General features: G+C 54.6%; 13 protein-coding genes. 10 read left to right on the top strand and 3 right to left on the bottom strand.

The features are described from left to right. The first annotated feature begins 184 nt into the window (after positions 1–184). From cysM to mazG, 4 genes are all read left to right on the top strand, one after another. Positions 185–1,096, top strand: a complete 912-nt coding sequence (cysM, locus tag Q8W22_RS07285; RefSeq protein ID WP_305451985.1) for a cysteine synthase CysM — start codon at positions 185–187, stop codon at positions 1,094–1,096. Between the two features lie 128 nt (positions 1,097–1,224). Next, on the top strand, positions 1,225–2,541 hold the full coding sequence (gene rlmD, locus Q8W22_RS07280) for a 23S rRNA (uracil(1939)-C(5))-methyltransferase RlmD (RefSeq protein WP_303433392.1): 1,317 nt from the start codon (positions 1,225–1,227) through the stop codon (positions 2,539–2,541). After that, positions 2,534–4,780 carry a GTP diphosphokinase gene (gene relA, locus Q8W22_RS07275; protein ID WP_305451942.1) on the top strand — a complete coding sequence of 749 codons (2,247 nt, stop codon included), beginning with the start codon at positions 2,534–2,536 and terminating at the stop codon, positions 4,778–4,780. Before rlmD ends, relA begins: the two co-directional genes overlap by 8 nt. Further along, on the top strand, positions 4,780–5,601 hold the full coding sequence (mazG, locus tag Q8W22_RS07270) for a nucleoside triphosphate pyrophosphohydrolase (protein WP_303433389.1): 822 nt from the start codon (positions 4,780–4,782) through the stop codon (positions 5,599–5,601). Before relA ends, mazG begins: the two co-directional genes overlap by 1 nt. A 129-nt stretch (positions 5,602–5,730) precedes the next feature. Here the strand turns inward: mazG and Q8W22_RS07265 are convergent, their stop codons facing one another. Continuing rightward, positions 5,731–5,988: a hypothetical protein gene (locus Q8W22_RS07265; RefSeq protein ID WP_305451941.1), complete on the bottom strand. Its 258-nt coding sequence runs from the start codon at positions 5,986–5,988 to the stop codon at positions 5,731–5,733. A 159-nt stretch (positions 5,989–6,147) separates the two neighbouring features. Between Q8W22_RS07265 and ppc the strand changes: the two genes are divergently transcribed. The 5 genes from ppc (at position 6,148) to Q8W22_RS07240 (ending at position 12,249) form a co-directional block, all read left to right on the top strand. Further along, positions 6,148–8,787 carry a phosphoenolpyruvate carboxylase gene (gene ppc, locus Q8W22_RS07260; RefSeq protein ID WP_305451940.1) on the top strand — a complete coding sequence of 880 codons (2,640 nt, stop codon included), beginning with the start codon at positions 6,148–6,150 and terminating at the stop codon, positions 8,785–8,787. A gap of 330 nt (positions 8,788–9,117) precedes the next feature. Beyond that, positions 9,118–9,771, top strand: a complete 654-nt coding sequence (gene adk, locus Q8W22_RS07255) for an adenylate kinase (protein ID WP_303433384.1) — start codon at positions 9,118–9,120, stop codon at positions 9,769–9,771. A 144-nt stretch (positions 9,772–9,915) separates the two neighbouring features. Next, positions 9,916–10,644, top strand: a complete 729-nt coding sequence (gene tsaB, locus Q8W22_RS07250) for a tRNA (adenosine(37)-N6)-threonylcarbamoyltransferase complex dimerization subunit type 1 TsaB (RefSeq protein WP_305451939.1) — start codon at positions 9,916–9,918, stop codon at positions 10,642–10,644. 10 nt (positions 10,645–10,654) lie between these two features. Beyond that, the gene (locus Q8W22_RS07245; RefSeq protein WP_303433380.1) at positions 10,655–11,452 is read left to right on the top strand and encodes an undecaprenyl-diphosphate phosphatase; all 798 of its coding nucleotides are present in this window, start codon (positions 10,655–10,657) and stop codon (positions 11,450–11,452) included. Positions 11,453–11,463: 11 nt separating this feature from the next. Continuing rightward, positions 11,464–12,249: a class I SAM-dependent methyltransferase gene (locus tag Q8W22_RS07240; RefSeq protein ID WP_305451938.1), complete on the top strand. Its 786-nt coding sequence runs from the start codon at positions 11,464–11,466 to the stop codon at positions 12,247–12,249. Positions 12,250–12,281: 32 nt separating this feature from the next. On the opposite strand, the gene plsB is transcribed toward Q8W22_RS07240, so the two are convergent. Then, the gene (gene plsB, locus Q8W22_RS07235) at positions 12,282–14,735 is read right to left on the bottom strand and encodes a glycerol-3-phosphate 1-O-acyltransferase PlsB (protein WP_305451937.1); all 2,454 of its coding nucleotides are present in this window, start codon (positions 14,733–14,735) and stop codon (positions 12,282–12,284) included. A gap of 50 nt (positions 14,736–14,785) precedes the next feature. Then, positions 14,786–15,046: a SlyX family protein gene (locus Q8W22_RS07230; RefSeq protein WP_303433376.1), complete on the bottom strand. Its 261-nt coding sequence runs from the start codon at positions 15,044–15,046 to the stop codon at positions 14,786–14,788. Positions 15,047–15,184: 138 nt separating this feature from the next. Here Q8W22_RS07230 and Q8W22_RS07225 point away from each other — a divergent pair, with 138 nt between their 5' ends. Further along, positions 15,185–15,628, top strand: a complete 444-nt coding sequence (locus tag Q8W22_RS07225) for a cold-shock protein (protein ID WP_303433375.1) — start codon at positions 15,185–15,187, stop codon at positions 15,626–15,628. The last annotated feature ends 99 nt before the right edge of the window (positions 15,629–15,727 follow it).

Here is a 15,727-nt window from a genome sequence, read left to right as displayed (position 1 = left end):
CTATACGCAATCTTCGAACATCTGTCTGGCGCAGGTTGACGGTAATCACAATGGCTACTTGCATTGGTGCGAAGACAAGTGAGGGCTATATGGAAATCAGTAATTGTTATTAACGAATTATTCAGCCAACACGTACTATATCGCGTATTTGGTTATATGAATAACAGGCAAGGTGACGACGGTGATAAACCAATCCGATTGTAACTACCCAACCATTGCAGATTGCATTGGTCATACGCCGTTGGTACGGCTGCAGCGTATGGGGATCAACAGCAAGGGTAATCAGATACTACTGAAGCTGGAAGGTAATAACCCGGCCGGTTCGGTTAAAGACCGGCCAGCACTGTCGATGATCCGGTTGGCTGAGCAGCAGGGTGATATCCAGCCTGGCGATACACTGATTGAAGCGACCAGCGGTAATACTGGCATTGCGCTGGCGATGGCCGCGGCGATGATGGGGTATCGCATCATTCTTATTATGCCAGATACCAGTACCATGGAGCGGCGCTGGGCCATGCAAGCCTATGGGGCGGAACTGATCCTGGTCAGTAATGGGATGGAAGGCGCTCGTGATCTGGCCCTGGCGATGGAGGCCGAAGGTCAGGGCAAGGTGCTGAACCAGTTTGGCAACCTGGCCAACCCGGAGGCGCATTATGTCGGTACGGGGCCGGAAATCTGGCAGCAGACTGGTGGGCGAGTCACTCATTTTGTCAGCTCGATGGGAACAACCGGTACCATCATGGGCATCTCGCGCTACCTCAAGGAGCAAAACCCGAATGTATGTGTTGTCGGTTTGCAGCCGGCAGATAACGCCTCCATCCCGGGAATCCGGCGTTGGCCGGAAGAGTATTTGCCTACCATTTTTGAGCGGCAGCGGGTCGATCAAATCCTTGATATCGGCCAGCAAGAGGCTGAAAACACCATGCGACAATTGGCCCGGGAAGAAGGCATTTTTTGTGGTGTGTCATCCGGTGGTGCGGTATACGCTGCGTTGCAGTTGGTGTTACAGCTAGAGGACGCCACGATTGTAGCGATCGTCTGTGACCGCGGTGATCGTTATTTGTCGTCTGGGATTTTTGCGCCCGAGCAGGAATAAACCCGGAAATAGCCACCAATCCGGTTGTGACAGGGCTTCAGGGTTGCAATCCCGCTGAGAGTACCAATACTGTGCGCCGTTACCGCCAGCGGAGCTATATCCAGCTGGCATTTGCTCAGGAGATACGGGTGGCTACGGCAAAAACCTTGCAGCTGAATATAGATAACATGACATCGGATGGACAAGGGGTCGCACGCCTTGGTCGCGATGTCTATTTTGTACCGGGCGCCTTGCCTGGAGAACAGGTGACTGCCCGCCTGGATGGTCGCCGCAAAAAAGTCTGGATGACCAAGCTGACCACGATCGACACCATGTCCCCCGACCGGGTGACACCAGCCTGCCCACACTACCAGCGTTGTGGTGGCTGCGACTTGCAGCATCTGTCATACCCCGCCCAGGTTACTTTCAAGCAGCAACGTGTTGAGCGCGAGTTCAGTCGACAGGGCTTGATCGTGCCCGAATGGACTACACCGATTACCGCGGAACCGTGGGGCTATCGACGCAAGGCCCGCCTGGGCGTGCGTTTCAGTAAAAACAAGCAGCGTAACTTTCTTGGCTTTCGTGAAGCCGCTTCCGAACATCTGACCAATATTGATCGTTGCCCGGTGTTACCAGCCTTACCGGCGTTGGATTGGAGTCGTTGGCGTGAGTGTATTTCGACCTTGCAAGGCCGGGATCATATTACCCAGATTGAAGTGGTGGCGGCAGATAGCGCGCTGGCACTGGTGTTCCGCATCCTCAAGCCGCTGTCATTGGCTGACCAGAAAATCTTGTGTGCCCAGGCCGAAGCCTTGACGGGGGATTCGTTATTACAGCTATGGCTGAATCCGGGGCGTGATGAGCCATCGGTGTGCATTTTTCCCGACCAGCCGGTCGATCTGGTTCATTTTGTCGATGAGCAGCCATTAAAAATGCAACTGAGCGACTTTTTTCAGGTCAATGGCCCGGTTAATCGGGCAATGGTGCAACAGGCTTTGGACTGGCTGCAGCCCCAATCTGAGGACGTCATCTGGGATTTGTTTGCCGGACACGGCAATTTCAGTATGCCGCTGGCGCGGCGTAGCCAACAGGTCTGTGCTGTCGAGGTGCAAGAGAGCATGATTGGCAGTTTGCAGCGTCAGGCAGAGTCTCTGGCGCTGTCTTTGCATGCGATTGAAGCCGATTTATCAAATACTGGCGTGCTGGCTCACCTGCCGGCCCCCGACAAAGTGCTGCTGGATCCGCCACGAGCAGGTGCGGCAGCCCTTATGCAAGAATTGAACACCCGACAGGTATCGCAGGTACTTTACGTGTCTTGTGACGCTGCGACCCTTGCGCGGGACTTGAGTACGCTGGTGGCTGGTGGCTACCAGATAGAAAAGGCAGGAATTATGGATATGTTTCCCCAGACGCATCATGTCGAAACCATGGTGCTGCTCCGCTATAAGGACAAGCGTCGTGGTTAAGGTAAGAGAAGATCTTCCTCTTTGGCACGATGGTTCCCTGGACGCTGAACGCTGGTTGGAGCGGGCCGCCCAGAGATATGAAATCCGCGATCCTGATGTGTTGTTAAAAGCACTGCAGCTGGCCAAGCAGTTGTCCGATGAAGCCATTGCCAACCAGACCTACTGGTCGGTCGACAGTGTGCAGATGGGCATTGAAATGGCTCAACTGTTGATGGATCTGCGACTGGACACCGAATCGCTGGTGGCAGCTATTCTGTACCGTGCGGTACGGGAAGGGCGCTTGTCGCTGCCACGCGTCGAACGTGACTTTGGTGGCACGGTGGCCAAGTTGATTGAAGGCGTGCTGCGCATGGCCGCCATCAGTGCCATTCAGAACTCAACCGATGATGTGGTGCTGGGCCAGCGTGAAGCCCAGGTTGATAACCTGCGCAAAATGCTGGTGGCCATGATTGATGATGTCCGGGTGGCACTGATCAAACTGGCAGAACGTACCTCGGCCATCCGTGCCGTCAAGGATGCACCACCGGACCGGCGTCAGAAAGTGGCCGAAGAAGTGTTTAATATTTATGCGCCACTGGCTCACCGGTTAGGGATTGGTCATCTTAAATGGGAGCTGGAAGACCTGGCGTTTCGCTATCTGCAGCCGGACTCCTATAAACAGATTGCCAGTTTGCTGGATGAAAAACGGATTGCCCGGCAAGACTATATCGAAGATGTCGTGCAGCGCCTGCGGGAAGAATTACTGGATTACGGTATCCGTTGTGATGTGTATGGCCGGGTCAAGCACATCTACAGTATCTGGCGCAAAATGAGCCGCAAGAATCTCGACTTCTCGCAGATCTATGACATTCGGGCTGTCCGGATTCTGGTACCGGAACGACGCGACTGTTACGCCGCTCTCGGCACAGTGCATACGCTCTGGCGTCATATTCCCAATGAATTTGATGACTACATCGCCAACCCGAAAGAAAACGGCTATCGCTCTTTGCATACGGCGGTGATTGGTCCGGAAGGCAAGATTCTGGAAGTGCAGATTCGTACTCATGAAATGCACGAAGACGCTGAGTTGGGAGTCTGCGCCCACTGGTTATACAAGGGCACGGACACCAACGGCAAGGATAACGGCTACGAACAGAAAATTACCTGGCTGCGTCAGGTACTGGAATGGCACGAAGAACTGGATGATCTGCCCGAGCTGGCGCAGGCCTTGCGCAGTGATATCAACCCGGACCGTATCTACGTGTTTACGCCGAGTGGCCATGTGGTGGATTTACCGCCCAATGCGACCCCGGTGGATTTTGCCTATCGGGTACATACCGAAGTGGGTAACAAGTGTCGTGGTGCCAAGGTCAACGGCCGGATTGTGCCTCTGACCTACACCCTTAAAACCGGTGAGCAGATCGAGATTCTGACCCATCCCGACGCCAACCCCAGCCGTGACTGGCTGTATGTCGAATCCGGCTATATCCACACCAACAGAGCCAGAGCCAAGGTGGCGCACTGGTTCAAGTTGCAGGCCAGGGATCAGAACATCGAAGAAGGCCGTGCGCTGGTGTTACGGGAACTGGATCGCATGGATCTGGCGCAAGAGCCACTGCATGACATCGCCCAGAAAATGAACATGAAATCGATAGATGACATGTTTGCCGCCGTGGGTGCCGGTGATATGCGTGTTGGCCAAATAGTGAACGCTGTCTTGCGGCAGACCGATGCAGGCCAGTCACAGCAAGAATTACCCCTTATCCGCAAAGCATTGGAAGCAACCGTCAAACCGGGTAAGGATGATATTTACATCGAAGGCGTTGGCAATCTGCTGACCCAGATGGCGCAGTGTTGCCAGCCGCTGCCCGGTGATGATATCCGGGGCTACGTTACCATGGGGCGAGGAGTGACCGTGCATCGCAGCGATTGTGAAAACCTGCTGCATCTGGAAGCAATCGAACCCAACCGAGTGCTGCAAGTTACCTGGGGCGTCAAACCGACCCGCACCTATCCGGTCGAGTTATCGATCCTGGCGTATGACCGTACGGGTCTGCTACGGGACGTCAGTGCGGTGTTGGCCAATGAACGGGTCAACGTCGTCGGTGTTACCACCCAGTCAAACCAGGGAGACAATACCGCCAGCATGCAGCTGATGGTCGAGGTTGAAAGTCTGGAAAATCTGGGTCGCCTGATGAACAAGGTTGAACAACTGCCCAATATTATGTCAGCGCGGCGTATTCGCGGAGAGAAATCCTGATGTACCAACTGGAAGACCTGGTCACCCTGATGGCCCGTTTGCGTCACCCGCAAACCGGCTGTCCCTGGGATCTGCAACAGGATTTCGCCAGTATTGTGCCGCACACACTGGAAGAAGCCTACGAAGTAGCCGATGCCATTGAACGTCAGGACTGGCCACACCTTGAAGAAGAGCTGGGTGATTTGTTGTTTCAGGTGATTTTTTACGGGCAGTTAGGGGTTGAAAAACAGTATTTTTCCCTTGCTAGCATTATCGACCGCCTGGTGGCCAAACTGATCCGTCGCCATCCTCATGTGTTTCCTGAAGGGACCCTGGAGAGTGAACGGGAGGCTGGGCTTGCCCCACAGGAAGTGGATATCAGCCGTCAATGGGAAGCCATTAAAACAGCCGAGAAAGCAGCCAAATCACAACAGCCAGATCGATTGCTGGATTCGGTTCCGGCGAATCTGCCGGGGCTTACCCGGGCAGTCAAACTGCAGAAAAAAACCGCGACGGTCGGTTTTGACTGGCAAGACCCACAAGCGGTCATGGATAAAATCCGTGAAGAACTGGAAGAAGTAAGCGTGGAAGTGGAGGCCAATGATCGTCAGCGTCTGGAGTCTGAAATTGGCGACTTGCTGTTTGCGGTAACCAATCTGGCGCGTCATTACCAAATTGACCCGGAAGTGGCCATTCGTGGTACCAACCAGCGCTTCAGTCAGCGTTTTGCCGTGGTTGAAGAACGGGCACTGGCGGCTGGTGGCTGGCAGCAGGCCACACTCAGCGATATGGAAGCATCCTGGCAAATCGCCAAACAGCAGGAAAAACAACAGGCCGATTGACGCAGTCGCTTATCCGCCCTGTTGTTGATCCGCTATTGTCCCGCGGTTGGTTTTTAATGCTGGCCGGGGTCCATCCTGGCCAGATGTTTACGGCTTAACGCCAGAAAGGTCGGTGTTGGGCCGATATCCTCATAGAGCGGAAATCCTTCTTCGTCCCGTGCAACAATCGTGTTGCCAGCGACATAAGGAAAACCGCTGGTCAGATCGTTTAATGCCGCCTGTACCAAGGTCTGCCAGTAATCGCTCTCGCGACAGACCGGGAAACATATCCAGTAACGCCTCCACCCGGGCGGCATCCTTGATGTTGAGTGAAACGGGATAGTGGTGCTCAGCCACCGGGTCGCCATATTCCTGCTGCCAGTGAGCCATCAAAGCTGACGCTTTCATATTAATCTCCTTTCACAAGGTCCCTTTATTTTGGTATGAATTACAGGGATGGTTCAGAAAATTTATGGATATCACGGGGCAACCTGAGCAGCACAAGACCACTGCCAGTTCTGTCGCGTCACTATTGGACGTCAAACCGATCAGTCAGGAGGGAGCGTGATGAGCGAACTGGATCCACTATTACGAGACAAGGTAAAAATGCTTGGCACCATGCTGGGCAAGACCATTCAGGCCAGTCAGGGCAGTGATGTACTGGTCTCGATTGAATCGATACGCCAGCAGGCCAAGCGAGCTCGCCAGGGGAACCCGGCAGAACGGGAGCAGTTGCTGCAAACCCTGAAAAACCTGCCTGAAAAAAACCTGCTGCCGGTTGTACGGGGATTTAACCAGTTTCTTAACCTCGCCAATATTGCCGACCAGCAACATGGCAGCAGCTGGCGTCGGGCCGGAGAGTTATCGCCCGGTCTGGATACCATGTTTCCGGATTTGCTCGAACGGCTTGAGGCCGCCGGGGTCAAGGCCGACGGCCTGAGTGAGCGTATCGCCGACCTCAATATTGAACTGGTATTAACAGCCCATCCTACCGAAATCACGCGTCGTACCCTGATTCAGAAATACGACACCATCACCAGTTTGCTACAGCAGCGTGATGATTTGCATGACCAGCATCCACTGCTGCAGGAACTGGATCAACGTCTGGCGAGATTGATCGAAGAAGTCTGGCATACCAATGAAATCCGCAAGACCCGGCCAACCGCCATTGATGAAGCCCGCTGGGGGTTTGCCGTGGTGGAAAACTCGCTTTGGGCAGCGGTGCCGAAAATGATGCGTGACCTCGACCAGCAGCTATTGGCACATGGTGGCAAGGTACTGCCGCTGGATTCTGCACCGGTACGATTTGCTTCCTGGATGGGCGGTGATCGTGATGGCAACCCTAATGTAACGGCACCAGTAACACGGGAAGTACTCTACCTGGCGCGTTGGATGGCGGCCGACCTGTATTTACGCGACATCGATAAACTGGGGAACCAGCTGTCGATGATGGCAGCGTCAGAGGAGCTTTTGCAGGCCTTTCCACAAGACCCTGACGAACCTTACCGGGCCTGTTTGCACGTCTTGCGCTCGCGGCTGGAAGATACCAAACAATGGGCAACAGACTGCATTCAGCAGCGGGAAACCAGTGGTAATCCCCTGACCCGGGATGAAGAGCTGCTGGAACCGTTAACCCTGTGTTACCGCAGCTTGCTCGAGAACGGCATGGAGACCATTGCCGATGGCCAGCTGCTCGATACCATTCGCCGTGTGGCTTGTTTCGGGGTCTCACTGGTGCGACTCGATGTACGGCAGGAGTCATCCCGTCATGCCGGAGTGATGCAGGCCATTTGCCAGTATTACGGCTGGGGTGATTACCTCAGTTGGAACGAAGACGAAAAACAGGCGTTTTTACTGCGTGAGCTGGCTTCCCGGCGACCGCTGGTGCCCAAGCACTGGCAACCGTCCGCAGATGTGCAGGAGGTGCTGGATACCGTGGCAGTACTGGCAACCGAAGCCGGTGAAGGGGTGTCGTGCTACATTATCTCGATGGCCAGCGAGCCTTCGGATATCCTTGCCGTGATCCTGCTGCTACAAGACGCCGGCGTGCGGGCGCATTTTCCGGTGGTACCGCTGTTCGAAACCCTGGGCGACCTGCAACAGGCATCGTTACGCATGAGCAAGCTGTGGGCGGTGGACTGGTATCGCGACTATTGTCAGCACCGTCAGCAAGTGATGATTGGCTATTCGGATTCATCCAAGGATGCCGGTCAGCTGGCGGCAGTTTGGGCGCAGTATCAGGCTCAGGAAGCCTTGACCCGGACTGCCAGTGACGCCGGGATCTCACTGACCCTGTTTCATGGCCGTGGTGGTACCGTTGGTCGCGGAGGTGGCCCGGCGCATCGGGCGATTCTGGCACAGCCGCCGGGGTCTGTTGCCGGTGGCTTGCGGGTGACGGAACAGGGCGAAATGATTCGTTTCAAGTTTGGCCAGCCAGACGTTGCACGGCGTAACCTGAAGATCTATGTGTCGGCGGTATTGGAAGCCAATTTGCTGCCACCTGAGCCTGCGCGGGATGAATGGCGGGCACAAATGACCCGATTGGCCGAGCGAGGCGTGGCATCGTATCGGGCGATGGTGCGCGATACGCCGGAATTCGTACGCTACTTTCGTAGCGCCACACCGGAACCGGAGCTGGGAAAACTGGCTCTGGGCAGTCGTCCGGCCCGCCGTAAAGCCGGTGGCGGTATCGAAACCTTGCGGGCTATTCCCTGGATTTTTGCCTGGACCCAGATGCGGCTGATGCTACCGGCCTGGTTAGGGTCGGATGACGCATTGGATGACTGCCAACAACGGGGAGAGTTACCGGTTTTGCAGGGCATGTACCGGGATTGGCCTTTCTTTCGTACCTATATCGATATGCTGGAGATGGTCGTTTCCAAAGCCGACAGTGCAATCGCCGAGTATTATGAATCACGTCTGGTTGAGCCAGGCTTGCAGCCACTGGGAGAGCAACTGCGTCAGCGGCTGGATAACGTCAAGGCGCGGGTACTGGCCATTAATGGCCAGCAGGCATTGCTCGACAGTCAGCCGGTATTGCGTGATTCCATGACGGTACGTGATCCATATACCGACCCGTTACACTATTTGCAGGTGGAATTGTTATATCGTGAGCGGCGACATCCGGAAATGATCAATCCGGAAGTTGAGCAGGCATTGATGGTCACAATGGCCGGTATTGCTGCCGGTATGAGGAATACCGGTTAAGAATAAAGTATGGCCGGTTCGATGGATCACCAGATTGCCCGCCTCTGTTTTCTGAGCAAGAAACAGGATTTTTTGACCAAGACAAGCGGGCCAGATTGATTGATTATATACGACCTGGGGATAGCACCTCAGGTCGTAATACGCCGCGTTAAAATGATAACAATCAATGCGGTATACCAAAGTCGGGCGTTACTCCCACAGGATTTTGGTCACAATAAGTTGAGATCAGACCTGTGCCAGAGTAAGGTTACAGCTATTTTTTGGCTGGTTAAAAAATAACCATAAATTAACCAGATGGATCCAAACCAATCTAACAACGAGGGGAAGCGCATGCGCGTAATTCTTTTGGGCGCACCAGGTGCCGGCAAAGGCACTCAGGCCAAGTTCATTTGTGAAAAGTACGATATTCCACAAATTTCAACCGGTGACATGCTGCGTGCCGCAGTCAAGGCAGGTTCTGAGCTGGGCCTCAAGGTCAAGGAAATCATGGAGACCGGTGGTCTGGTTTCGGATGAAATCATTATCGGTCTGGTCAAGGAACGTATTACTCAGGAAGACTGTGTTAACGGTTTTCTGTTTGATGGATTTCCTCGCACTATTCCTCAAGCGGAAGCCATGCTGGAAGCTGGCGTGGTGATCGATCATGTCGTTGAAATCGATGTTGATGATGAAGAAATCGTCAAACGTCTGAGTGGCCGTCGTGTGCACCCAGGCTCTGGCCGTGTCTACCACGTAATCTACAATGCGCCAAAAGTGGCCGGTAAAGACGATGAAACCGGTGAAGATCTGGTACAACGTGACGACGACCAGGAAGTGACCATTCGCAAACGTTTGTCTATTTACCACGAACAAACCGAGCCGCTGGTTGCTTTCTACAAGCAACTGGAAGCCAAGCAGGATGCCAGCTCACCCAAGTACAGCCATATTCCGGGTGTAGGCTCCATGCAAGACATTACCAATACCGTGATGTCTGCGCTGGGTTAACCACCTGCCAGCCATAAAAAAAGCTCCTTCGGGGGCTTTTTTTATGGCTGCTGTTTATGCGCCGTATTTATGTCCGGTGTTTTGCCAGCGCGTCGGATTGGCTCTGCTATACTGCGCGCTTTTTACGAGAGGGCAGGGTTTGGAATGGCCAATTTGCTGATTGTTGATGCCTCGTCGGCATTATGTTCCGTCAGCCTGATTTCCGCCGCGGGTGTCCAGGATCTGACCGAAAGACAGCCCCGCCGCCATGCCCAGCGCTTGTTGCCGATGATCGATGAGGTGCTGGTAGCTGCCGCAGTGGACAAGTCAGCGCTGGATGGTTTGGCGTTTAGCCGTGGTCCGGGTTCGTTTACCGGTATTCGTATTGCCGTCAGTGTGATTCAAGGGATTGCCCTGGGTTTGAATGTGCCGGTATACGGTTTTTCTACCCTGCAACTGTTGGCGCAACAGGCGCTGACGCAGACAACAGCAGGCCGGGTGGTAACTGTGCTGGATGCTCATATGGGTGAAGTATTCTGGGCTGTGTACGAGCGTAATGGGCCGCTTTGTCGGCTGCTGGGTACTGAGCAAGTCAGTCAGCCCCTACACTGTGTCGAACAGTTGCAGGCGTTGCTACAGACCCGGCAGCTTGATCCGAATGACTGTGTGATGGCTGGCAATGGCGTATCGCTGCTGGCTGCGCTGGATGATAACCCGGTCGCGCTAGCGCTGATCGAAGGGATTGAGCCTTTGAGCCACTACGCCGCAGATCAGGTCATGGCTGCCTGGCAGCAAGGGGAATTTGCTGGCATCGAGGATTTCCCCCCCGTATATTTGCGCGATTCCGTCGCATGGAAAAAACTGGACGAGCAACCAAGCCTGCTCAAACGCTGAGGAACCAATCGTGGGAATTTTTGAAACTGTTGTCTTGGCAATTCTGCAAGGGATTACCGAGTTTTTACCGATCTCCAGCTCGGCTCACCTGATTTTACCCTCACAGGTGTTCGGTTGGCCGGATCAGGGACTGGCGTTTGATGTCGCGGTGCATTTTGGCACCTTGCTGGCGGTTGTCTGGTATTTCCGCAATGAGCTGCAACGCATGATTGTCGGTTGGGTCACGACCGGGTTTAGCCGCACCCCCAATGAAGACGGTCGCTTGTCCTGGATGGTGGCGATTGCCACGGTACCGGCGGTGATTGTTGGCTTGCTGGGTGAGAGTTTTATTGAAGCCAACCTGCGCTCGACCATGGTGATTGCAACCACGACAATCCTCTTTGGTGTGGTACTGGGGCTGTCGGACCGCTGTCAGTCACGCCGTCATAGCCTGGTCGAGATGACCGTTGCCCTGGCTCTGATTATCGGGGTGGCTCAGGCGCTGGCACTGATTCCAGGGACTTCGCGTTCTGGTATCACCATGACAGCGGCGCTGTTTTTGGGTTTTCATCGCCTGGATGCGGCCCGTTTTTCCTTCCTGTTGTCGGTCCCGCTGATTTTGGCAGCATCCGGCCTCAAAGTGGTGGAGCTGATTCAGGCTGCCGATGGAGTGGACTGGTTTAGCCTGTTGCTGGGGATGGCGGTGTCGGGCATCAGCGCCTGGGCGGGGATTCACTACTTCCTGCAGCTGGTCGACAAGCTGGGTATGCTGCCGTTTGTGATTTACCGCTTGTTGCTGGGTGCGATGCTGTTTCTGTTTTTTGTCTGAGTGGCAGCACCATGGCTGAGTTGATTTGTTTGGCGCCAGAGTATGCGGCTGAAGCAGCGGTCTGGTCTGAACGTTATGGCCTGACAGCGGCCACTGTGGAGCGGCTGCAGCAGCCCGGTTTTCATTTGTGCCTGGGTGGCGATGGCTTGTCGCTGCGAGAAGGTGCAGGTGGCAAGGCGGTGGTGCGAGTTGATTTTGCGGCCGGTGCTACGGCGCACCGTCGCCGTTTTGGTGGCGGGCTGGGTCAGGATATCGCCAAAGCGGTTGGCGTTTCCGGGGCTTATCAGCCAAGTGTTATCGATGCAACCGCCGGCTTGGGACGCGACAGCTTTGTGCTGGCAACACTGGGCTGCCAGGTGGTTGCCCATGAACGGCAACCGGTTGTGGCGGCCTTGCTGGACGATGGGTTGATACGTGGTCGACAAGATGTTGAAGCCGGGGAAATTGTGCGCCGTATCCGTTTTTCGTTTGGCTCCAGCCATACGTTACTGATCCCGGAAGCGGAGATGGCACGTCGGCCGGATGTGGTCTATCTCGACCCTATGTTTGGCGAGGATGCCAAGGGGTCGGCCCAGGTTAAAAAAGACATGCAGGCATTCCGGTCGCTGGTGGGTGGTGATGCGGATGCCGATGAGTTACTCGATGCCGCGTTACAAGCGGCGCGTTGCCGGGTGGTGGTAAAGCGGGGCCGCAAGGCGGCACCGCTGGCCAATCGTGCTCCTTCCTATGCCCTGACGGGCAAGTCCAATCGCTTCGATGTGTATGTGTTGGCGAAAGTGGCGCCATTGGCTGAGTAAGCTTCTGGCGCTTGTATATGATCGGTTTCTGTCTATATACAGCGCAGGATGCTGTGACGCATGGGGCCGTCTAGCGCCTGTTCGAGCTGCTCGGTCAATGTGACCAGGGCTTCACCAAATACCAGTACCCCATGGTTGTCTTGTCGGGTCAGAATCTGCTGTTCCAGTAGCTCTGCAACCAGAGTCCGGAACAAGCTGGTATCAAAGAACTCGGGGGCATTCAGGCCATGTAGCAAGCTGATTCGCTGAGCAATCAGTGAGCATTGCCGCTCCAGCTGCTCTGCCGTCAGGGTAGCGGACCGCCGCTGACGCAGCAGGGCCAGTGTCAGGTAATAACGTTCCAGGGTTGGCATCATCAGGGTTGCCAGTGCCGTGAGTTCGGTATAACTGGCTTCACGGTCATCCACGGCGCAATAGTGATGGTTGCTGCATTCGAGATAGTCGGCCTGGCACAAGGTGTCGAGCCAGTCGTTAATCACTGTTTCCAGTTGTGCCTTTGACCAGGGTAAAAACAGCTCGGCCTGCAAATAGGGGTAAAGGGTCAGCACCAGAGCGTGTAATTGTTTGGCCTGGTGTGGCTGGCGGTGCACCAGCAGGCAACTCAGTACCGACGGGATGGCCAAGAGGTGTAAGACGTTATTGCGATAGTAGGTCAGGGCGATCGCGCGGCGATCGTCGGCGTATATCAGGTCGCCCATGCTGTGGCTCTGGCGCTGGATGCTGCCAAGTGTCTCGGCTTGCTGAATCCAGTCGCTGGCACTGCCTTCTGTTACCTGGGTACGATTGCTGAGTGGTTGTTGCCGAATCAGGGCTGCCCAGTTTTCCAGTCGCTGGATCAGGACGCTTTCTTCCATGGCTTCACGAGGGCTGGTCAGTAGTGCCATGGCGACCAGGTTGATGGGGTTGACGGAGGTAGCCTGATTGATACCTGTGACGATACGCCGGGCCAGTTGATCGACCACTGGTCGTGCCCAGTCCGGGCGGTAATGATGATCGGCAGCAGTCTGTTGACGCCAGTCGGGGTACTGCTGGTTCAGGAATTCGGTCAGGTAGATCGGCTCGCCGAAAGTAACCTGTACCTTGCCAAAATGGCGTCGAAAGGACTTCAGTGTGGCGAAAACACCAAGCAGGCTTTCTTGCCGTTTTTTCTTGCCATTCAGTTCTTTTTGGTAGCTGCCTGCTTCAAAGACTTTTTCGTAGCCCAGATACACGGGCATAAAGAGAATGGGTTTGCGGCAGTCACGCAGATAGCTGCGCACCGTCATGGCCAGCATGCCGGCTTTGGGCTGCAGGGTTCGACCAGTCCGGCTGCGGCCTCCTTCAACAAAATACTCGGCTGCATAACCCCGGGTAAAAATACTGTGTAAATACTCGTCGAACACCGCGGCATACAAGGGGTTGTCACGAAATGAACGACGCATGAAAAATGCCCCGCTTCGACGTAATATGGATCCCGCCACTGGCAGATTCAGATTGATACCAGCAGCGATTTGCGGCAGTTGCAAGCCATTGTGATACAGCACGTAAGACAACAACAGGTAGTCAATATGGCTGCGGTGACAAGGGACGTAGATGATCTCGTTATCGCGGGCAGCTGTTTTGAGCGGGTCGATATGGTTGACCTGAACGCCGTCATAAAGGGTATTCCAGACCCAGCTGAGCAGGACATCCATAAACCGCACCGTGGTATAGGAAATATTGGAGGCGATTTCGTCGGCATACTGGCGTGTTTTCTGGCGCGCCTGGGGCAGGGTCAGGTTCTGTTCCTTTATCGCCTGTTCAATGGCTGTCTGTACCAGTGGGCGATTCGGAATCTGGCTGATCAGGGTACGACGGTGAGAGAGATCAGGGCCAATGACAGTGGCGGAGACCTGACGGAAATGGATACGCAGCAAGAGCGCGGTTTTACGGGCCAGGCGGTGGGGAGTACGAGCCTTTTGCGCCAGCTGTTGCAGTGATAACGGTTGGCTGAAATGGACAAAGGTATTGCGGCCATTAAATAAAATCGCCAGCAGGGTCAGAAGACGGCCACCAAACGAGCCGCTGTTTTGCAGCCAGATACGCAGGAATGAGCCTTCTTTTTGGGGGCCTCGACCCCAGAAAACCCGTACAGGAACCACTTCAAGAGGACGATCCGGGTGGGCCAATTGCCATTCGGCCAGCATTTTCAGTGAATCGCAGATGACCGGTTTGCCAGCACGGTGGAAAAGGCTTCTTGAACGGCCGTAAACATGGAAAAACGATGGCAGTCCCGTCTGGTTGAGCGAGTTGGCGGTATCCAGGGGGCTGGCCCAGTTCAGCTCCTGTACTTCACGGTCAATGACCAGGGTTTCTGAGAGCGAAGGATAAAGCAGGGCATAAACCCGCAAGGTATTGTGGGTGGCGGGTTGCTGGGCCGGGCCAATCAGGCGGGTTTTGATCAGGCTGTAAAGTAGTGCCTGCAGCCATCCAAGTGGCCGCAGTTGCCAGCGAGAGAACCGGTTCATCGATACTGTCCTTTTGTGTGATCCCTTTGGGGTGATCGGGCGGGCACAGATTAATAGTGTGGAGGTGGGGCATCATCCTGGCTGGATTTGAGGTCGCCGGTATTGGCTGCCAGTTGTTCCAGACGGCGATTCATCAGCTGCATGGCCTGACGAGCAAGGGTGAAGTCTGCCGACAGGTGAGTGATTTGCTCATTCAGGGTGTCGACGGTTTCATCCATATAGCTCAGCCGGGTTTCCAGCTCAGTAATACGGTCGAGCAGCTGCAGTGTGTCAGAACGGTGCTGATCGGGGGTCTTTGTACTACTATTCATACGGGTTTGCTCACTGTGTTGAGGGGCAATGGCTATCATATTGATTTTTTAAGGGATTTAGGATTTCATGCGGAGAGGCCCGATGGCCTCATGATCCAGAATTAAAAACAGTTTTAAACGTTAATTATAGGTATCGCAATGGTTCGTAAATTAAGTTTGGCATTACTGACAGCTGTTATTGTGTCAGTCGCTTTGTGGTTGTCGTTTCAAGGGCTGATGGATGGTGTTTCATTGCCCGCTGGTTTGGTCTTGATTGTCTTTGCCGCTGCCTTTGGCGCTGGCTTGCTGGTGGTTTCACTGGGTAATGCCAGTGTTGAACAGCCAGTCAGCAGTCGCAGCAGCACCGGCACTGTGGTGGAGGAAGATGTTGAAGATGGACGTGAACGAGGCGTAGTGAAATGGTTTAACGTCAAAAAAGGATTTGGCTTTATCACCTGGGATAACGGTGAAGATGTGTTTGTGCATTTCCGTTCGATTCGTGGTCAAGGGCATCGTTCCTTGGCAGAAGGGCAGCGAGTCAAGTTTACTGTGGTGCGAGGCGATAAAGGCCCTCAAGCCGAAGATGTCTCTGCGGTGCAGTAAGCCTGCTGATACTGCACAAAAAAAGCGGCCTTGGCCGCTTTTTTTGTGGGACCTGCCAGACCATTGGATAGAAAATACCCAAGGATGGCAGTCGAATGC

The organism is Oceanobacter sp. 1_MG-2023 (assembly GCF_030689025.1).
Classification (GTDB): Bacteria; Pseudomonadota; Gammaproteobacteria; order Pseudomonadales; family Oceanobacteraceae; genus Oceanobacter.
The sequence above is the reverse complement of the archived record's forward strand: the minus strand, read 5'-3'. Positions and strand labels throughout refer to the sequence as shown.